This is a genomic window from Amycolatopsis sp. NPDC089917 (assembly GCF_040684635.1).
Lineage (GTDB): Bacteria > Actinomycetota > Actinomycetes > Mycobacteriales > Pseudonocardiaceae > Amycolatopsis.
The window spans coordinates 1-19,417 of sequence record NZ_JBFBGL010000046.1 but is presented as its reverse complement, the minus strand read 5'-3'; the positions used below and the strand labels follow the sequence as shown (position 1 = coordinate 19,417).

The following is a 19,417-nucleotide window of genomic DNA, read 5'->3' as shown; positions in this document are numbered from 1 at the left end:
TCACCCGCGCAGTGTCGCGCAAGCACGTCCGTTCTGTCCGCCGAATTCTCTTGAGGGTAGGGCGAAGGTGTTCGGTTGAGGTGGCCGACGAGGGCGCGGATGTTACTCAGGCTGAGGGGTGTGGTTGAACGTCTCTGATCCCACACACCCCTTCGGCGATCTTCTTGAAGAAACACACGCGATCCTGGCCCGGGCCGTCGTAGTCGCCGTGGACGGGCAGCCCGCCGACCGTCCGGTCACCGGGTTCGAGCGTGAACCCCATGGCACGGTGGAAGGCGATGGATCCGGTGTTGCCCGGCGAGGTGATCGCCCGCACCTCGATCCGGCCCGCCTCGGCGGCCCGCCGGAAGAAGGTCGTGTACAGACGGCGGGCCGTTCCCTGCTCGCGAAGCGCCGGATCCACTCCCACGAAATGGATGTACGCCTCCGCGTCGTTTTCAGGGGCGTGAAAGCCGACGAGGAACGCCCTGATCCCGGTGTCGTCCTCCAGTACCAGGCTCGTGCCGGAGAAGAACTGCAAGAACAATTCGGGCAGTAGAAGGGAAAGCTCGCGGGCCCGTTCGGGGCTCCGGGAGTCGCCCCACCACTGCTGCACGCGAGTGACGATCGCTGTGTGGTCGGAGAGCCGGGCTTGGCGAAGGTCGGGCATTTCGGTCCTTCTCGGAGGCAGGGGAGTCGTGAGTGGTAAGTGTCGTTCCAACGGGCCGGTATTGCCTGCCCACGCCTGGCCTGCTTGAGACTGACGGTTCCGCGGAAGGTCGGGTTCGCCCCGCAAAGACAGCTTAGTGGGGAAACAAATGCCCGTCCGCCAGAACGGCACTTACCACTCACGACCACTGCCGCCCTTGTCGCTTGCAGTACATGAAGGCCCCCTTCCTTGCGCCAGGCGCAAGGAAGGCCTTCATGTACTGGGGCTGGTTGTGAAGGAGGCCCTCACGGACGATCAACCGCGGCCAAAGCCCGGCAGGTGCCTGGGAAGGGCTAACGGCCGTGCAGCAGCACCGGCAGCACGCGGTGTCCGTTGGAGATGAAGGAATCGAGGTGCCGTAGCTCCTCCGGAGGGGTCGCGAGCGTCATGTCGGGGAACCGTTCGAACAGCGCGGGCAGCGCGATGGCCGCTTCCAGCCGGGCCAGCGGGGCGCCGAGGCAGTGGTGCACTCCGTGGCCGAACGCGACATGAGACTTGTCGGTGCGGGCGACGTCGAAAGCGTCGGCGTCTTCCCCGTGCAGCGCCGGATCCCGGCCGGCGGCGGCGTATCCGGCCAGGATCGGCTCGCCCTTCCGGATGACGACGTCGCCGACATGGATGTCCTCGACCGCGTAGCGCAGCGGCAGATGCGCGACCGGCGCCTGCCAGCGCAGCGTCTCCTCGATCGCGTCCGGCCAGGAGATCCGCCCGGCGCGGATCTCGGCGAGTTGGCCCGGATGGGTGAGCAGGGCGGTGATGGCCTGATCGAGGAGATTCACGGTGGTCTCGTGGCCGGCCGAGATGAACAGGATCAGGGTGTCGATCAGTTCGGTCTCGTCCAGGCAGGCGCCGTCTTCCTGCGTGTGCGCGGCGATGAGCGCGGTCGTGAGGTCTTCGCCGGGGTCCGCGCGCTTGGCGGAGACGAGGTCGGTGAAGGTCGAGTGGATGTCCTGGTACGCGGCCAGCATCGCCACCTGGCTCGCCGAGGTCCGGAAGAAGACGTCGACGGATTTGCGCAGCCTGGCGCGGGCCCGGTCCGGCACGCCGAACAGCTGGCAGATCACCTCGATGGGCACCGGATAGGCGAAACTCTCCCGCAGGTCGACGGGTTCGTCCGCGGGCTTGGCCGCGATCGTCTCCAGCAGGCCGGAGACGATCGCGGTGATCCACGGTTCCAGCGTCGCGATCCGCCGCGCGGTGAACGCCTGCGCCACGAGCGAGCGCAGCCGCCGGTGGTCGGCGCCGTAGGCGGTGAACATGTTCCGCACCGAAACCCACACCAGCAACGGCCAGTCCGCGCTGATGTCGTCCAAAGCGGGCCAGTGTCGCCGGGCGTCCTTCGATACCCGCGGATCGTTGAGCAGACGGCGCAGCAATTCGTAGCTCGTCACCGACCAGGCCACGACACCGCCTGGCAGTTCCACCCGGGTGAGCGGGCCGCGCTCGCGCAGGCGATCGTTTTCTGCGTGGATGTCGTGGCCGTTCGGGTCCAGCACCAGCGGACGCGTCACCGGGGATCTTCCTTTCTCAGGGGAAAGAAGTGATCCCAGCGTGACAGCAGCGCCGCCGCCCGGGTACCAGCCAACCGGTGACGCTGTTCGGCTTTGTCAGCGGCGGCCGCTGAGGGTGGTGGCCCCGGCGTAGCGGGCTTCGGCGCCGAGCTCCTCTTCGATGCGGATGAGCTGGTTGTACTTGGCCGTGCGGTCGGAGCGCGACAGCGAACCGGTCTTGATCTGACCGCAGTTGGTGGCGACGGCGAGGTCGGCGATGGTGGTGTCCTCGGTTTCGCCGGAGCGGTGCGACATCACCACGGAGTAGCCCGCCTTGTGCGCCGTCTCGACCGTGGTGAGGGTTTCGGTGAGCGTCCCGATCTGGTTGACCTTGACCAGGATCGAGTTCCCGATGCCGCGCTCGATGCCGTCGTTGAGCAGGTTCACGTTGGTGCAGAAGACATCGTCGCCGACGAGCTGCACGCGGTCGCCGATGGTGTCGGTGAGCTGCTTCCAGCCGGCGAAATCGTCCTGCGCGACACCGTCCTCAATGGACACGATGGGGTAGCGCGAGGTCAGGTCGGCGAGGTAGGCCACGTGCTCCTCGACGCTGCGCTTGCGCCCCTCGCCGGTGTAGTCGTAGACGTCGCCGGTGTAGAACTCGGACGCGGCCGGGTCGAGCAGGAGGGCGATGTCCTCACCGGGGGTGTACCCGGACTTCTCGATCGCGCGGAGCACGAACTCGAGTGCTTCGTCGGCGGAGCTGAGGTTCGGCGCGAAGCCGCCTTCGTCGCCGACGTTGGTGCCGTGACCGGCTTCGCGCAGCGACGCGCGCAGGGTGTGGAACACCTCGGAGCCCATCCGGACGGCGTCGGCGAAGGTCTCGGCGCCGAGCGGGCCGATCATGAACTCCTGGAAGTCGATCGGGTTGTCCGCGTGCGCTCCGCCGTTGATGATGTTCATCATCGGCATCGGGAGCAGATGCGCGAACACGCCACCGACATAGCGGTACAGCGGGAGTCGCTTCGCGGCCGCGGCGGCCTTGGCCACGGCGAGCGAGACGCCGAGGGTGGCGTTGGCGCCGAGCCGCGCCTTGTTCGCGGTGCCGTCGAGCGCGATCAGCGCGCGGTCGACGTCGGCCTGCGCCTCGGCGTCGAGCCCGACGACGGCCTCGGCGATCTCGGTGTTGACGGCGTCGACGGCCTTGCGGACCCCCTTGCCGTGGAAGCGTGTCTTGTCCCCGTCGCGCAGTTCGACGGCTTCCTTGGTCCCGGTGGAGGCGCCCGACGGGACGGCCGCCCGTCCGAGCGAGCCGTCCGCGAGTTCGACGTCGACCTCGACGGTCGGGTTGCCCCGGCTGTCCAGGATCTGACGGCCGTGGACGCGGATGATGGCGGTCATGTGCACTCCTTGCTGGGTCGCGCCGCCCCCAGTGAGCAGCGGGACATCCGTGAGGTTAGCAGAAATCCGCTGAATCGATACCGAGCTCTGACCAGGCACTTCGTCGAAGTGGCTGGTGCGCCTCAAGTGCTCGGCCGGCCCCGCCGCGGTGCGTAGAGGCGATGCATGAGGAGTTCGAGCGGACCTCGGTCGAAGCGGCGGAGCCACACGACGGCGAAGGCGACGTTCACCAGTCCGACGAAGCCCCAGAGGCCGACGATCCACCATGGACGGGCGCCCGCGAACTGCTCGGCGAGACCGAAGCCCCAGCCGTAGCAGAGGATGCCGGCGAGCAGGTTCTGGAGTACGTAACAGGAGAGGGCGGTGCGGCCGACCGCGATCAGTCCACTTCGGACCGCTCCTGGCCGTTCACGCATCCGGAGGGAGAGATGGGTGATCAGCGCGAGCAGGCCCAGCGCGACGAGCGGGGGCAGCAGATATCGGTCGATGAGCAGCCAGTCCGGTCCGCTGAACCCGGTCAGCACGTTCAGCGGCAGGCCGACGGCGAAACCGAGGACGAGCAGTCGCGCGCGGAGTCGCGCGCCTTGCACCGTGTCTTCGAAGACGCCGGCCCTGCGCAGACGGGATCCGAGCAAGAACAGGACGACGGCGGACGGCACGATCAGGACGGTCTCCGCGCGCAGCATGAGGAATTCGTTCAGGCGTAAGGAGACCTGCGCGGGCCAGCTGGCCGTCGCGGCGGGACTGATCGGGACCGGTTCGCCGGAGACGTCCGGCTGGGACACGAGGTACGCCGTCACGGCGAGCAGCAGCGTGGTGTACGCGCCGCCCACCACCACGACGACGGTGCGTACGACCCGATCGCTCCGGCCGACGATGTACGCGACGAACAGTGAGGTGAGCCCGTAGGCCATGAGCACGTCGCCTTCGAAGACGAGCAGGTAGTGCGCGAAGCCTTCGAGGAACAGGATTCCCGCTCGAAGCGGGTATCTGCCCGGCCAGGGGGTGCCGCGCCGCCGGGCGGATTGATACTGCAGTTCCAGTCCCACGCCGAACAGGATCGTGAGCAGGGCGAGGAATTTTCCGTTGGACAGCACGCGAAGACCGAGTTCGGCGTGTTCGGCGAAGCCGGTCGCGGTCCCGACGAAGTCCTGGAAGAATCCCGTCGGCCCGCCGGGATGGGCGAACAGGAAGACGTTCGTGCCGAACGTGCCGAGAATCGCCACCCCTCGTAACAGGTCCAGGGAAGAGATGCGACCGCCGCGGGATTGACGCGCGGCGGCGACGGCCGAGGTCTGGTGGCTCATGTCTTCGAGCGTGCCACCGGCCGCATCCGGCCCCATCCGTCGTTGGGATGATCTTGCTCTGGTCACTTCGTAGCATTTTCCGATCGCGTAAGTCCTCCTGAGGAGGAACAAGAGGATTTGGTCACTGAACGTATTTCCGATCGGGCGAATTACTCTGATCGGATGTCATGCTTTCGTGGCGCCTGGAGTAATGACTCCTCGGGCTGTCCATTGTGGATTAGAGAGTGCTCGCGATTGGTCTGCTACACCTTGACCGCGCTCGCCATCGGTTGGTTCGAAGGTCGGGAGATTCGTTGCCCGCCAGGCGGTGTTCTGCGGAATCCATCGACGTGGAGATTGCGTCGGGTTCGCCTTCTGGAATTCCTTTACAGCGACTTCGCGGTCTCGGTACACAGGCGTTGTCGGTCTTCTCAAAGGGGAGCTGGGGTGAAGCTCGGGCGAATCGGGCGTACCGAAATTCGTCTGACCGACGGTGTGGGAACAATTAATCGGAAAGGAGGTGCACGCATGTATTCGAAGCCGACCTTGCTCAAGCTCGGTTCTTTCGAGCGGCTGACGAAGCACAGCCGTCCGGCGAAGAAGGACAAGGCCGGACGTCGGCGTCCGCGTCACGTTCTGCTCTGAGCCATGGCCGGTAGACGCGTGGTGGCGCGATACCTGTGAAACGGGATTATCACGCCACCACGTGTATTTCGGGACTCGTTTCGAACGGGGACGGTCTTGACGACGAACAATCGCGCTCAAGCGGGGGAGTGGCTGGTCGCGCTTCCCGATCATCCCGATACCGCCGCGGTCGTCGCCATGCTCGGGCCGACGTCGCTCGTCCGCGTCACTCGCGGCCATCGGCTCCCGATCGCCGGGGCGATGGGATTGGCGCTGCTCGGCGGTGTGACCGGGCTGGCGCAACCGTTGCTGGCGACCAAGACTATCGACGCGTTTTCCGGCAACCGCCCGTACGCGGTCCTGCTGACCTTTCTGGCCGTGGTCTTCCTGGCCGAGGCCGTGATCACCGCCTTCAGCCATTATCTGCTCGAACGCACCGGCGAGAGCATCGTGCTGGGGCTGAGGTTGCGCATCGTCGACCGGCTGCTGCGCTGGCCGATGCGCCGGTACCAGCAGCATCGGCTCGGCGACCTGCTCACCCGCACCACCAGCGACACCACCCTGCTGCGCGATTCACTGGCGTACGACCTGGTCGAGGCGACCGTCGGCGTGTTCATCATCATCGGCGGCATCGCCATGATGATCTGGCTGGACGCGATGATGTTCCTCATCGTGGCCGTGATCGTCGGCACGATCGGCGGTCTGACCATGTTGCTGCTGGCCGGAATCCGGACCTCGGTGGAAGACGCGCAGGACAGCCTCGGCGGGATGAGCGCCGAACTGGAACGCGCGCTTTCGGCCATCCGGACCGTGCGCGTGATGCGCGCGGAAGGCCGTGAGAAGGATCGGATCGGACGACTCGCCCAGGACGCCTACGAGAACAGCCTGCAGGCCGTCAAACGCAACGCCGTGATCAATCCGGCGATGACCCTCGCCGTCCACGGCGCCATGATCACCGTGCTCGTGGTGGGCGGACTGCGGGTGGCGGGCGGCGGTACCTCGCTGGCGGATCTGGTGGGATTCCTGCTCTACGTCACCTACATCGCCACGCCCATGGCGAACATGTTCGACGTCTTCGCCACGCTGCAACGCGGATTGGCCGCTCTGCAGCGAGTCGACGACGTCACGCGGATTCCCACCGAGGACGAGGAGATCACGCGCCCGGCGACCACCCGGCCCCGCGCCCACGGCAATTCCCCGGACCCCGAGGCCCCGGCGATCGAGTTCCGCGACGTGGGGTTCTCCTACGAACCCGACCGTCCGGTGTTGCGGGAGGTCTCGTTCAGCGTCGAGCGCCGCAGCCATGTCGCGCTGGTCGGCCCGTCCGGCGCGGGCAAGTCGACGATCTTCTCGCTGATAGCGCGGTTCCACGATCCGCAGACCGGGCAGATCCTGCTGGGCGGGCGGGACAGCAGTCACGAGATGTCCGTCGACGAATGCCGCCGGGCGATCAGCCTGGTCGAGCAGAGCGCGCCGGTCATGCACGGCACGTTGCGGGAGAACATCGTCTACGCCAAGCCCGAAGCCGAAGACGCCGAGATCGCCCGTGCCGTGGAACTGGCCAGCCTGCAAGGCCTCGTCCAGCGCTTGCCGCAAGGCCTCGACACCCCGGTGGGGGAGCACGGCAGCGCGCTCTCCGGTGGCGAGCAGCAACGCGTCGCTATCGCCCGGGCCCTGCTGCCGCGTCCGCAGCTGCTGCTGCTCGACGAACCGACCTCACATCTCGACGCCGCGAACGAAGCGGTCCTGGCCCGCACCATCGAGCACATCACCGCCGAATGCACGCTGCTGGTGATCGCGCACCGGCCGTCCACCATCCAGGCGGCGGACAAGACCGTCCTGCTGGATCACGGGCGTGTCGAGGCGATCGGGCCTTATCGGGAGGTGACGGGTCCCGGACGCGGCTCGCCGCCTGCCTGAGGATCGGCTGAAGATCCGTGCCGCTTCCGCCCCGGCGGGGAGAATGGGCGCATGGAACCGGACCGGGTACTGCTCGTCGAGGACGCGGAGGCGATCCGCGCCGCTGTCGAGTCGGCGCTGACCGGCGCCGGGCACCGGGTGCTCGGCCTGCCGGACGGCGACCAGCTGGAACGATGTCTCGCCGAGTTCCGGCCCGATCTGGTGGTCCTGGACGTCATGCTGCCCGGACGTGACGGTTTCGAGCTGCTGAAGGTCGTGCGCCGGTCCACCACGGCAGGCGTGGTGTTGCTGACCGCGCGGGACGCGGTGGACGACCGGCTCCGCGGCTTCGGCGAGGGCGCCGACGACTACGTGACGAAACCGTTCGTGCTGGCCGAACTCGTGGCCAGGGTGGAGGCGGTGCTGCGGCGGCTGGGCCGGACACGCCCGGTCGTCGAGGTCGGCGACCTGCTGATCGACGTCGAATCCGGGGTGGTGCGGCGGGGCGGTGTGCCGGTCGAGCTGACCGCGACCGAGCTGAAACTGCTCACCTTCCTCGCGAACCGCCGGGACCGCGTGGTCGGGAAGGCGCAGCTGCTCACCGGGGTCTGGGGTTACGACGACTACGCGGCGAACCTGGTCGAGGTGCACATCAGCGCCTTGCGCCGCAAGCTGGAGGCGAACGGTCCCCGGCTCCTGCACACCGTGCGCGGCCTCGGTTACGTCCTGCGCGACGGGGACGCATGAGCCGCCTCGGCACCGTTTCCCTGCGCCGCCGGGTGACCGTGACCGCGTCCCTCGTGCTCGGGGTGGTGCTGGTGGCGCTGGGATTCACCATCGCCGCCGTGTTCTCCGCGCAGGGCGAGCGGAACCTGAACGCGTTGCTCGCGGGACGGGTCCAGCTCGCTCAGCAACTGGCGAAGGAGAACGTCGCGCCGTCGAATCTGGTGCGCCGGATCGACGCGCGCGGGGTGGTGGTGAGCCTGCGCCTGCCGTCGGGGGACACCATCGGCGCGCCGCCGGAGCGTTCCGGTGACGTGAAACGGGTGACCGCCAAGCTGTCGGGGCCGCCGCGCATCAACGGCGCCGAACTGGTGCTGACCGCCGACACCGCGTTGCTCGACGGCGCCGAGCGCACCCTGGCCCGGGTGCTGGTGATCGGCGGGCTGGTCGCGATCGTGGTGACGGCGTTCGCGCTGCTGCTCGGCATGCGGGTGGCCCTCCGGCCACTCGACCGGATGACCGTGCTGGCGCGGTCGATCGCGTCGGGCAGCCGGGGCGGCCGCTTGTCGCCTTCGCGGACGGACACCGAACTGGGCCGGACGGCGGAGGCGTTCGACGAGATGCTGAACTCCCTGGAGGCGTCCGAAGAACGGATGCGGGTCTTCGTCGCCGACGCGGCGCACGAACTGCGCACACCGATCGCCGGGGTGAACGCGGCCGCCGACGCGGTCCTGGAACTGGGCCCCGACGCGCGGCCCGAGCAACGGGAGCGGCTGGAACTGCTGCTGATCCGGGAATCGCGGCGAGCCGGACGGCTGGTCGAGGATCTGCTGGACCTCGCGCGGATCGACGCCGGGGTCCGGCTGGAGAAAGAGACCGTGCGTTTGCGGGAGCTCGCGCGGAATCAGGCGGATCGGCTGACGCTGCTGGCGCCCTCGTCGACGGTGGTGGTGTCCGGCCCGGAGGCCGAGGCCGTCGCCGACGAAGCCCGCGTCACCCAGATCCTGGCGAACCTCGCGGACAACGCCAGGAACGCCGCGGGCGACGACGGCCGGATCGAGTTCCACTGTGGACAGTCGGCGGCCGGCGTCTTCGTCGTGGTGAGCGATTCCGGGCCCGGGGTGCCGGAAGCGGACCGGGAACGGATCTTCGGCAGGCTGGTGCGCCTCGACACCGCCCGGCGCCGTGATCGCGGCGGTTCGGGACTGGGCCTGACGATCGCCCGCGGCCTGGCCAGGGCCCACGGCGGGGACCTGACCTGCGACGCCGCGGGATTCCGGCTCACCCTGCCGTATGGATGAGGTTGTCCAGCCGGGTGGTGTGTCCCGACAGGACCCGGCCCGGATCGGCGCCGAGCACGTCTCCGAGCACACTGGCGTAGACGTCGCGGAAGTCGGTCGTCGCCTTGAGATCGTCGTCGTCGAGATCGGTCAGGCTCGGCTGCTCGCCGTGAAATCCGCCCTGGACGTGCTCGCCGAGCACGAACATCGGGCCCGCCGTGCCGTGATCGGTGCCTTCACTGGCGTTCGCGCGCACGCGCCGCCCGAATTCGGAGTACACCAGCACGGTGACCTGCTTGCCCCGGTCGCTGCCCTGCAGCCGCCGGACGAACGGCGTCAGCGCGGCGTCGAGTTCGGTGAGCAGCCGTTGCTGCGTTCCGCGCTCGTCGGAATGGGTGTCGAAGCCGCCGAGCGAAACGGAGTACGCGCGAGTCGGCACGCCGGCTTCGACCAGTCCCGCCACGAGGTCCAGCTGAGCGGCGAGGCCTGAGCCGCCTCCCGCCGACGCGCCCTTGTTCCGCTGCTCGTCCTCATCGTCCTTTTCGGCCGCGTCGTGCGCGGCTCCACCGAGCACGCGGACGGCGTTGTGCAGATCGCCGATCGAGCGGGAAGCCCTGGCACGCCAGGGATCTTCGCCGGGCACCGGGGCGCCGAGAGCGGCGAAAGCGCTGCCGAGCTTACCCTTCGGCAGCACCAGCCCGCTGACCGGCATCGACGCGGCCGCGGTGCTTTCCCCGGCCAGCAGCGGAGGGAGGACCGGCTCGACCGAGACCGCGCGCAGCGGATCCGCGCCGGTGGTGTCCAGCCAGCGGCCGAGCCAGCCGGTCGGCACCGAGGTGTCGGGGGAGGCGGTCTGCCAGATCGCCATCGAGCGGAAGTGGCTGTGGTCCGGCTTCGGATAGCCCACTCCGCGCACGATCGCCAGTTTTCGCTCGTCCCACAGGCTTTTCAGCCCTTTCATCCCGGGATTCAGCCCGAGTCCTTCGCCGAGGTCGAGCACTTCCTCCGGCTGATAGGCCAGTTCGGGCCTCGCGTCCTGGTAGGCCTTGTCACCCGCCGGGATGACCGTGTTCAGCCCGTCGTTGCCGCCGTAGAGCGTGACGACCACCAGGACGCCCGCGTTCGAGTCCAGCGGGGTGTCCGCGGCCGCGGACATCAGCGAGTCCCAGTCCACCCTGGTCGCGCCGACGGCGAGCGCGCCGGCCGCGGTCACTCCGGTCAGGGTGAGAAAACTGCGCCGGGTCACGGTTTTCATGCTGTCCTCCTCATCCGCTCACCACGTACTCGGGCGCGCACGCGGCCACCGTGAGCACTGTGCGAGGGTCCTTGGCCACGCCGTCGAGCGCTTTCTTGGTCCGGTCGGACCAGGTGTCCGTCCCGAAGGTCTCCCGCAGCCGCCCCAGCGCGTCGTCCCGCGCCTTCTGGGCGACCAGCCGCGCGAGGTTCAACCGAGCCACCCCGGCCGACGTCGTCAGCCACGCCCCGCCTGCGGGCCAGCCGCCGACGCTCGGCGGCCGGAACGGCAGCTGTCCCATCCCGCGCAAGCCGTTGAGCAGCTTCTTCGGATCGAGATCGCTCGCCTTCAGCCCGGCGCCGCGCAGCAGGCCGACGAGCCATTCGACGGGCTGTTTGACGATCGTCGCGGCCGTGTCCCGGAACACCGGCTCCGCGGCGATCGCCCGCAAAGCGGCCTGGATGTCCCGTCCCGGCCCGTATGCGGCGATGATCCGCTGATGCACGTCCGGCGGCGGTGGCGCCGGGGAAACCAGGCGGAACCACAGCCGCCCGGTCACGAAGGCCGCCGACTCCGGCCGCTCCAGCACGAGGTCCACAAAGGACTCCGTAACGAAGTCGGCTGTCCGGCCGAAGATCTGTTTCGGCCCGCGGTCCTGGCGTTGCGGCTTCAGCGTGGCCGCGCCGGTCTTCTTGTCCAGCGTCCAGCCGGTGAGCGCGCGTGCCGACTCGCGCACGTCCTGTTCGGAGTAGTGCCCCACGCCGAGCGCGAACAGCTCCATGAACTCCCGGGCCAGGTTCTCGTTCGGCGAACCGACCTTGTTGTCGTTGCCGTCGAGCCATTTCAGCATCGCCGGGTCGGCCACCAGCGCCTTCGCCAGCCCGGTGAACGCGCCGCGGCCCAGCCTGTGGAAGGTCTCGTTCTGCGCCAGCATCAGCGCCGGCCAGCGGACCTTCTGCTCGCTCGTGGCGAAGTGACCGTGCCAGAACCAGGTGAGGCGCTCGGCGTCGTCGGCGACCATGCGGTCCAGCCACCAGATCGCCAGCCGCTGCTCCTGCTCGGCTCTGGCCTGCTTTTCCTCCTTTTTGTCCTTGCGGTCGGGCAGCGCGGCCAGTTGCGGAGCCTGTCGTGCGCTTCCCGGTGCAAGGAGGACGTCCAGCGCGGGGAACGGCTCCCCGGGGCGGGGGCCGAATCCGAACCGATCGGCCAGCCGCCGGGCAGCGGCGCGGTCATCGAGAACAGCCATGGCCCGATTGTGGGCGGCGGCCGTCCGCGCCCGCCAGGAAAGCGGGCACATCTTCAGGTGACCCGAAGGTCGCGGCGTAGGACCCAGGGCCCGGGGAAGCGGGACAGGATCGGTCCCCGGTCCGACGCGAGCGGGTGTCCTCCTGGAATTGACTGGTGGGCGACGTGATCGTGCTCGACGGGAAGAAGCCTGATGCTCAAGTTCGACCGGCTCACCAAGCGACGAGGATCGGCGACGATCCTCTCCGTCGTCGACCCTGCGGATCCTGCTCGGACTGGACCGTCCGACTTCGGGAACCGCGCTGGTCGACGGCGTTCCGTTCGCCGGGCTGCGGGATCCCGTGTGTGGAGGATTGGGGACGTCCACCGTCCTGATCCTTCACGCTCGGCCTCGTCTCGGTGCTGAGTGGAGCTTGTGCCGGACGGCGGTGTGGTCGACGGACTCTCGCGCAGGTCAGGCGTGGGTAGGTGAATACGAGTCCGTTAGAACGACACTCACCACTCACGACCCGCTTTACCGGCGCCTCACCGGGCTGGGTCAGATGGCGTGCGCCAGTGTCAGCGCGCCACCCGCCGCCGAAAGCAGGAGGACGGACCAGCGCACGGAGCGTTCGCCGACCCGGCGGCTCAGCGCCCGGCCCAGCAGATCCCCGGCGAGAGCCGCCCCCGCGACCGCGAGGAGCACGCTCCCCGGCACCTCCACCCAGCCGAGACTGGGCAGCGCGACCAAGCCGAGCAGGAAGAAGTAGATCGACAGCGTCCCGCGGGTCTCGTCCGCGCCCCAGCCCGCGCTCGCCCCGTACACCGCCACGGCGGGTCCGGAGAGCCCGGCGACGGAGTTCATCGCCGCGCTCAGCACGCCCGCGCCGACGGCGCCGGTCCTGCCCGCCAGCCGTCTGCTGGTGATACCGCTCGCGAGCACGCCGACGGCGAGGACACAGCAGCCACCCGCGGCGAGCAACAGCGGACGCGCGGGAACGCCGCGCACGACGAGCGCGACGACCGGGGTGAACACCACGGCGGGCACCGTCAGCCAGGCGACCTGCGCCCACCTGATCGCTTGCCAATGGGTGATCGCGACCGCGAGGTAGACCGGGAAGCCGAGCAGCAGGGTGAGCCGGACGGCGTCGAGCGGGCCCAGCGCCAGCGCCAGGAACGGTACGCACAGCAGGGAAAGTCCCATGCCGGAGAGGCGCTGGGCGACGACCCCGGCCGCCGCCGCCAGCGAGGTCATGGCCAGGGTTCCCACCCGGCCACTGTGGACCGGCCGCGGCCGGAGCGGTAGCCGGAGCGCGGCGAGAACGTCATAGCCTGCCGCTATGACCGGGAACTGGACCCGTCGATCGCGTCGGTTCTGGCACTTCTGGCCGTTCCAGTCGTGCCGCACGCTCGGCGTCACTGCCTTTGGAACAGACGGGAGCGTGAGATGAGGATCGGTGTCCCTCGTGAAGTCAAGAACCACGAGTACCGGGTCGCGGTGACGCCCGCGGGCGTGCACGAGTTCACCTCGGCCGGGCACGAAGTGTTCGTCGAGCGCGGAGCCGGGGAAGGATCGTCCGTCCGCGACGAGGACTACGCCGCGGCCGGGGCGAAGGTGCTGGACAGCGCCGACGATGTCTGGGCGACCGGCGAGCTCGTGCTCAAGGTCAAGGAGCCGATCGCCGAGGAGTACCACCGCCTGCGCCGCGAGCAGCTGCTGTTCACCTACCTGCACCTCGCCGCGAGCGAGCCGTGCACGCGGGCGTTGCTGGACGCCGGGACGACGTCGGTCGCCTACGAGACGGTGCAGCTGCCGAACGGGTCGCTGCCCCTGCTGTTCCCGATGAGCGAGGTCGCCGGGCGGCTGGCCCCGCAGGTCGGCGCGCAGACGCTGATGCGCGCCAACGGCGGACGCGGGGTGCTCATCGGCGGGGTCTCCGGGGTGGCCCCGGCGCGGGTGGTCGTCCTCGGCGCCGGGGTGGCGGGGATGAACGCGGTCGCCGGCGCGGCCGGGACCTGGGCCGACGTCGTCCTGTTCGACAAGAACGTGGACAAGCTCCGCGCCGCCGACCGGATGTACCAGGGCCGGATCCGCACGGCCGCGGCGAACGCCTACTCGATCGCGGAGGCCGTGGTCGAAGCCGACCTCGTGATCGGCGCGGTGCTCGTGCCCGGGGCCAAGGCGCCGAGCCTGGTGTCGAACGAGCTCGTGTCCCGCATGAAGCCCGGCAGCGTGCTCGTGGACATCTCCGTCGACCAGGACGGCTGCTTCGAGGACACGCGGCCGACGACCCACGCGGAACCGACGTTCGCGGTGCACGGCTCGGTGTTCTACTGCGTCGCCAACATGCCCGGCGCTGTCCCGCACACCTCGACGTACGCGCTGACGAACGTCACGCTGCCGTACGCGCTGGAACTGGCGAACAACGGCCTGTCCGGAGCGCTCGCGCGGTGCCCGGAACTGCGCGGCGGGGTCAGCACGGTGGACGGGCGGCTGACGTCCGCGCCGGTCGGCGAGGCGCTCGGAATCGGCTCGGTCGCGCTCGACGACGCGCTCGGCCAGGTCGTGGCCTAGGTGGTGCGGGCCGGGATCTGAAGCTAGGTTCAGATCCCGGCCCCGTCGCCGTGAGGGAGGTGCCGTTGCCGCGAACGTTGATCGAAATCGACCGGACGTCCGCCGAACCGCTCTACCGGCAGGTGCGGCGCGCCATCGAGCACGGCATCGCGATCGGCACGTTCGATCCGGCCCACCGGCTGCCCAGCTCGCGGGAGCTGGCCGCCGAACTCAGCGTTTCCCGCAACACCATCAACCTCGCCTACCAGGAGCTGGTCGCCGAAGGGTTCGTGGAGAGCCGGGAGCGCAGCGGGCTGTTCATCAACGCGGAGATGCGGCCGCATTGCGCGGTGCAGGAGCGCGACACCAGCCCGTCCATCGACTGGAGCGCGCGGGTGCGCCGTTATCCGGACGCCGGGGTGCCGCACATCGAGAAACGCGTCGACTGGCACACCTACCCGTACCCGTTCCTCGCCGGGCAAGTGGACGTCACCGCCTTCCCCGCGCGGTCGTGGACCCGCTGCCTGCGTGACGCGCTGTACCGGCCGCACGTGTTCCCGAGCCTGCAGGACAGCGTCGGCTCCGACGACCCGATGCTGGTCGACCTGATCTGCCGTCAGCTGCTCACCGCGCGGGGGATCGAGGCCGATCCGTCCGAGGTGCTGATCACCGTCGGCTCTCAGCAGGGGCTCGACCTGCTCGGCCGCGCGCTGCTCGGGCCGGACAGCGTCGTGGCGATGGAGAACCCGGGCTACCTCGACGCCCGGCACATCTTCCTGCGCACCGGAGCCGGGTTGCGCGGCGTCGACGTCGATCAGAGCGGTCTGCGTCCACCGGAGACACTCGACGGCGTCGACCTGCTCTACCTCACCCCGAGCCACCACCATCCGACCAACGCGACGTTGAGCATCGGCCGTCGCCGACGGCTGCTCAGCCTGGCCGCGAGCGCGGGCACGGTGCTCGTCGAGGACGACTACGACAGCGAATTCCGGTACCACGGCAGCCCGACACCCGCGCTCAAGGCGCTCGACGGCACCGGCGACGCGATCTACCTCGGCACGTTCTCCAAGTTCCTCTCGCCGGGGCTGCGGCTGGGCTACCTGGTCGGACCGCGTGAACTGGTGCGGGAGCTGCGGGAGGTCCGGCGCTACGTGCTGCGGCATCCGCCCGGTCACCTCCAGCGGGCGCTGGCGTTGCTCATCGACAGCGGCGAGTACCACCGGTCCCTGCGGCGCTACCGCACGAAGCTGATGCGCAAGTGGGAGGCGACCTGTGCCGCGGTCACCGAACACCTGCCGTGGGTACAGACGACCTATCCACCGGGCGGGGTCAGCCTCTGGATGACCGGACCGTCCGAACTGGACTGCCGGGCGCTGATGGACCGCGCCGAACGCGACGGCGTCCTGATCGAACCCGGTGACATCTTCTTCGTCGGGGACGACCCGCCGCGCAACCACTTCCGGATCGGCTTCGCGGCCGTCCCGTTGCGCGACATCGACCCCGGTATCCGGCTGCTCGGCGAAGCCTGCCGCGATCTGCTCGGCGGCTGATGGGTAACTGGTACCACCGCACCGGACCGTTCTGGACCTGTTCATGCGGCCAGATGTGCCGCAGTGTCTGGGAATCCTTCGTGAGCCAGGCAACGTCGCCAGGAGGTCCGTGTGGTGGAGTCCTTTCGAGAAGATCCCCGTAAAGCAGCCGATTTCGTCGCGCTCGGGGGCACCGTGCTCACCCTGGACCCGGCGGGGAGACGGGTCCGCGCGCTGGCCGCGGACGGCGGGCGGATCACCGCGCTGGGGTCCGAACGCGAGATCTCCCGGCTGATCGGCCCGGAGACCACCGTGCTCGACCTGGCCGAGCGCACGGTGATTCCCGGCTTCGTCGAATCCCACAACCATCCGGCGTTCTTCGGGATGACGCTGGCCGCGCCGGTCGACGCGGGCAGCCCGCCCAACGACACCGTCGCCGACATCGCCGCCCGGGTCGCGCAGGCGGCCAAGGATCTCGGGCCGGGGGAGTGGATCCGCGGTTTCCGCTACGACGACACGCTGCTCGCGGACGGCCGCCATCCGACGCGCGCGGACCTCGACCCCGTGTCGGGCCGGAATCCCGTGGTGCTGACCCACGTTTCCGGGCACTTCTGCACCGCGAACTCGCTCGCCCTGCGCGAAGTCGGGATCACCGCCGAGACCCCGGATCCACCCGGTGGGCTCATCGTGCGTGACGCCCGGGGCGAGCCGACCGGGGTGCTGATCGAGACGGCGGCCTTCCTGGTCACCTCACGGCTGCCCGGTCAGAGCGCGGGCGAACTGGCCGAAGCCCTGCTCCTGGCGGACGAGGAGTACCTCGCCAACGGCGTGACCTCCGTGCACGACACCGGCATCGGGCTCATCGGCGGAGCGGCGGAACTGGAGGCGTACGCGCTGCTGCGGCGGGCGGGAAAACTGCGCGTCCGGGTGCGCGGCTACCTGTTCCACGACCTGCTGCCCGGCCTGGCCGAAGGAACCCCGGAAGCGCCGGACACCGGCGGCGCGAACGACAAGTTCGCGATGACGGGCGTCAAGATCGTCGCGGACGGGTCGATCCAGGGCAAGACCGGATGCCTCGCGGAGGGCTACACCTGCGACCCGGACGAGCACGGCATGATGCTGCTCGACCCGTCGGACCTCGGCCGCCGGATCGCCGCGCTCGACGCGGCGGGCTGGCAGGTCGCCGTGCACGGCAACGGCGACGCGGCGATCGAGGCGATCATCGACGGCTACTCGCGGCTGGGCTCGCCGGCGGGAACCGGCAGGCGGCACCGCATCGAACACTGCCAGACGGTGCGGGAAGACCAGCTGGACCGGATGGCCGCCCACGACGTCCTCGCGTCGTTCTTCGTCAAGCACGTCTACTACTGGGGAGACCGGCATCGCGACGTCTTCCTCGGCCCCGAACGGGCACGCCGGATCAGTCCGCTGGTTTCGGCCCGCTCGCGCGGGATCCACTTCGGACTGCATTCGGACACCCCGGTGACGCCGGTGCCGCCGCTGGAAGGCATCTGGTGCGCCGTACGCCGGATCACCAGACAGGGCAAGGTGCTCGGGCCCGAACAGGCCATCGACGTCGACGCCGCCTTGCGCGGCTACACGATCGACGCCGCGTACCTGGCGGGCGAAGAGAACGTCAAGGGCAGCCTGGAGATCGGGAAGCTCGCCGATCTCGCCGTGCTGTCCGGCGATCCCACCGCGATCGACCCCGGCCGCATCCGCGAGCTGACCGTGGACGCCACGGTCAGCGGCGGCGAGGTCGTCTGGCGGCGCGAGGCGGCGGGAGCGACTCGATGATCCGAAGCTGGCCCAGTGTCCTCATAGGACTTTTTGTTCCCGCTTCAGCCCTGCTGGTGGGCATTCTGGTGCTTTCGGGGTCGACGGCGTCGGTGCTGGGCGTCCCGGTGCTGTTCTTCTGGGTGTTCTGCTGCTGCCCGCTGACCACGCTGTGCCTGTGGATCAGCTGGCGTTTCTTCGACCGTGCCCACTACCCGGAGGACGACTGATGCTGATCGCGATCGTGGCGGTGGTGATGGCGGGTTCGATCGGGCTCGCCGTGTGGGCCGGACGCTCCACGCGAGGCGGCGGGATCTCCGAGTTCCTCGTCGGCGGCCGCTCGTTCCCGGCGTGGCTGATCTACTTCCTCGCGGTCGGCGAGGTGTACAGCATCGGGACGATGATCGGGTTCCCGAGCGGGATCTACGCGCACGGCGCGAGCTACGGGATCTGGTTCCTCGGGTACATCCTGCTCGCGTACTCGCTGGGCTACTTCCTGGCCCCGCTGGTGTGGCGGGCGGCGAAACGGTACGACGCGATGACCGTGCCCGACGTGTTCGGACGGCATTTCGGCAGCAGGCGGCTCGAATTGATCACCTGCGTCACGATGCTGATCGCGCTGGTCCCGTGGGGGCAGTACCAGTTCATCGGTCTCCAGGTGGTGCTGAGCAATCTGGGGCTGTGGCTCGATCCACTGCAGTGCGTGGTGCTGGCGGGCGTCGTGGCGTTCGTCTACATCGCCGTCTCCGGCGTGCGGTCGCCCGCGTTCGTGTCGATCCTCAAGGATCTGTTCATGCTGGTCGGCGTCGTGCTCGTCGGGGTGGCCGTCGCGCTCGCCGCCGGCGGCACCGCGAAGGTCAGCGGACCCGAGGTGCTCAGCGCCGCGCAGACCACCATGGGCGGCTCCGAACTGACGTTCGCGATGACGACGATCCTCTTCCAGAGCATCGTGTTCTACCTCGGCTTCGGTGGCGCGTATGTGTTCCCGGCCCGATCCGAACGCGCGGTGAAGAGCTCCACCGTGTGGATGCCGCTGTACATGCTGATCTACCCGTTCCTGGTGCTGGCCGCCTATTACGGCGTGACCGCGCATCCGGACCTGAAGAACCCGAACACGGTGTTCATGGTGACCGCCAAGGGTTTGCTGCCCGACTGGCTGCTCGGTCTCGTCGCCGCCGGCGCCGCGTTGTCGGGCGTCCTGGTGCTCGCCGCGACCGCGCTCACCATCGGCGGCATGGTCTGCCGCAATCTCGCGCCGAACGTCCCGGCCGCCGCGCAACGCCGGTGGACGGTCGTCGCGGTGGCGAGCTTCCTGGCCCTGGCGGCGGTCCTGACCCTGGTCGCCTCGACGTTGATGCTCACCGTCCTGAACCTGACCTACAACCTGCTGGCCCAGGTCGTCCCGGGCTGGCTCGCGATCCTGTTCGTGCGCCGGGTGCGGACGGCCGCGGTGGCCGCCGGGATGATCACCGGGGTGATCGCCGCGATCGTCCTGTACGTCACCGGCGCGACGTTCGGCGGGTTCAACGCGGGGCTGGTGTCGATGGGGCTGAACCTGGCCGTGGTGGCGGTCTGGAGCCTGGCGATGCCGGACAAGGCGCGGACGCCGGTGGCGCGGCCGGTGGAGAGCGCTCCGGCCGCGGCGACGGTCGGGGTGGTTGGGTAGTTGGTGTGAAATGGAATTTAAAAAAAAACAAGACCACAAAAAA

Annotated in this window: 16 protein-coding genes; 9 read left to right on the top strand and 7 right to left on the bottom strand. The window is 69.1% G+C overall.

Annotated features, from left to right (window positions below; translation table 11 throughout):
- Window positions 1-106 precede the first annotated feature (106 nt).
- The 4 genes from AB0N89_RS28715 to AB0N89_RS28700 form a co-directional block, all read right to left on the bottom strand.
- Window positions 107-649, bottom strand: a complete 543-nt coding sequence (locus AB0N89_RS28715) for a GNAT family N-acetyltransferase (protein WP_364210503.1) — start codon at window positions 647-649, stop codon at window positions 107-109.
- Window positions 650-981: 332 nt separating this feature from the next.
- The gene (locus AB0N89_RS28710; protein ID WP_364210500.1) at window positions 982-2,199 is read right to left on the bottom strand and encodes a cytochrome P450; all 1,218 of its coding nucleotides are present in this window, start codon (window positions 2,197-2,199) and stop codon (window positions 982-984) included.
- 96 nt (window positions 2,200-2,295) lie between these two features.
- Window positions 2,296-3,579, bottom strand: a complete 1,284-nt coding sequence (eno, locus tag AB0N89_RS28705; RefSeq protein ID WP_364210497.1) for a phosphopyruvate hydratase — start codon at window positions 3,577-3,579, stop codon at window positions 2,296-2,298.
- 122 nt (window positions 3,580-3,701) lie between these two features.
- Window positions 3,702-4,886 carry a DUF418 domain-containing protein gene (locus tag AB0N89_RS28700; protein WP_364210494.1) on the bottom strand — a complete coding sequence of 395 codons (1,185 nt, stop codon included), beginning with the start codon at window positions 4,884-4,886 and terminating at the stop codon, window positions 3,702-3,704.
- 507 nt (window positions 4,887-5,393) lie between these two features.
- On the opposite strand from AB0N89_RS28700, the gene AB0N89_RS28695 reads away from it, so the two are divergent.
- The 4 genes from AB0N89_RS28695 to AB0N89_RS28680 all read left to right on the top strand — a co-directional run bounded on the left by AB0N89_RS28695 (window position 5,394) and on the right by AB0N89_RS28680 (window position 9,412).
- A complete protein-coding gene (locus AB0N89_RS28695) occupies window positions 5,394-5,510 on the top strand; it encodes a lasso RiPP family leader peptide-containing protein (RefSeq protein ID WP_005163738.1) in 117 nt (38 codons plus the stop codon).
- 96 nt (window positions 5,511-5,606) lie between these two features.
- Window positions 5,607-7,409, top strand: coding sequence for an ABC transporter ATP-binding protein (locus AB0N89_RS28690; RefSeq protein WP_364210490.1), 1,803 nt, complete (start codon window positions 5,607-5,609; stop codon window positions 7,407-7,409).
- A gap of 51 nt (window positions 7,410-7,460) precedes the next feature.
- Window positions 7,461-8,135 carry a response regulator transcription factor gene (locus tag AB0N89_RS28685; RefSeq protein WP_364210487.1) on the top strand — a complete coding sequence of 225 codons (675 nt, stop codon included), beginning with the start codon at window positions 7,461-7,463 and terminating at the stop codon, window positions 8,133-8,135.
- Window positions 8,132-9,412 (top strand): ATP-binding protein, encoded by a 1,281-nt coding sequence (locus tag AB0N89_RS28680; RefSeq protein WP_364210484.1) that lies wholly within the window; start codon window positions 8,132-8,134, stop codon window positions 9,410-9,412. The genes AB0N89_RS28685 and AB0N89_RS28680 overlap by 4 nt, the downstream gene beginning before the upstream one ends.
- On the opposite strand, the gene AB0N89_RS28675 is transcribed toward AB0N89_RS28680, so the two are convergent.
- The 3 genes from AB0N89_RS28675 to AB0N89_RS28665 all read right to left on the bottom strand — a co-directional run bounded on the left by AB0N89_RS28675 (window position 9,393) and on the right by AB0N89_RS28665 (window position 13,119).
- Window positions 9,393-10,646 carry a DUF1501 domain-containing protein gene (locus AB0N89_RS28675; RefSeq protein ID WP_364210481.1) on the bottom strand — a complete coding sequence of 418 codons (1,254 nt, stop codon included), beginning with the start codon at window positions 10,644-10,646 and terminating at the stop codon, window positions 9,393-9,395. The two genes, AB0N89_RS28680 and AB0N89_RS28675, sit on opposite strands and share 20 nt — an antisense overlap.
- A gap of 10 nt (window positions 10,647-10,656) precedes the next feature.
- Window positions 10,657-11,871, bottom strand: coding sequence for a DUF1800 family protein (locus AB0N89_RS28670; RefSeq protein ID WP_364210478.1), 1,215 nt, complete (start codon window positions 11,869-11,871; stop codon window positions 10,657-10,659).
- Window positions 11,872-12,408: 537 nt separating this feature from the next.
- A complete protein-coding gene (locus tag AB0N89_RS28665; RefSeq protein ID WP_364210475.1) occupies window positions 12,409-13,119 on the bottom strand; it encodes a TSUP family transporter in 711 nt (236 codons plus the stop codon).
- A gap of 177 nt (window positions 13,120-13,296) precedes the next feature.
- Between AB0N89_RS28665 and ald the strand changes: the two genes are divergently transcribed.
- The 5 genes from ald (at window position 13,297) to AB0N89_RS28640 (ending at window position 19,374) form a co-directional block, all read left to right on the top strand.
- A complete protein-coding gene (gene ald / locus AB0N89_RS28660) occupies window positions 13,297-14,424 on the top strand; it encodes an alanine dehydrogenase (RefSeq protein ID WP_364210472.1) in 1,128 nt (375 codons plus the stop codon).
- A 65-nt stretch (window positions 14,425-14,489) separates the two neighbouring features.
- Window positions 14,490-15,953, top strand: a complete 1,464-nt coding sequence (locus AB0N89_RS28655) for a PLP-dependent aminotransferase family protein (protein WP_364210469.1) — start codon at window positions 14,490-14,492, stop codon at window positions 15,951-15,953.
- 111 nt (window positions 15,954-16,064) lie between these two features.
- A complete protein-coding gene (locus tag AB0N89_RS28650; RefSeq protein WP_364210466.1) occupies window positions 16,065-17,729 on the top strand; it encodes an amidohydrolase in 1,665 nt (554 codons plus the stop codon).
- Entirely contained in the window at window positions 17,726-17,938 is a 213-nt protein-coding gene (locus AB0N89_RS28645) for a hypothetical protein (RefSeq protein WP_364210463.1), read from the top strand. The genes AB0N89_RS28650 and AB0N89_RS28645 overlap by 4 nt, the downstream gene beginning before the upstream one ends.
- Window positions 17,938-19,374 carry a sodium:solute symporter family protein gene (locus AB0N89_RS28640; RefSeq protein ID WP_364210460.1) on the top strand — a complete coding sequence of 479 codons (1,437 nt, stop codon included), beginning with the start codon at window positions 17,938-17,940 and terminating at the stop codon, window positions 19,372-19,374. Before AB0N89_RS28645 ends, AB0N89_RS28640 begins: the two co-directional genes overlap by 1 nt.
- Window positions 19,375-19,417: the final 43 nt, after the last annotated feature.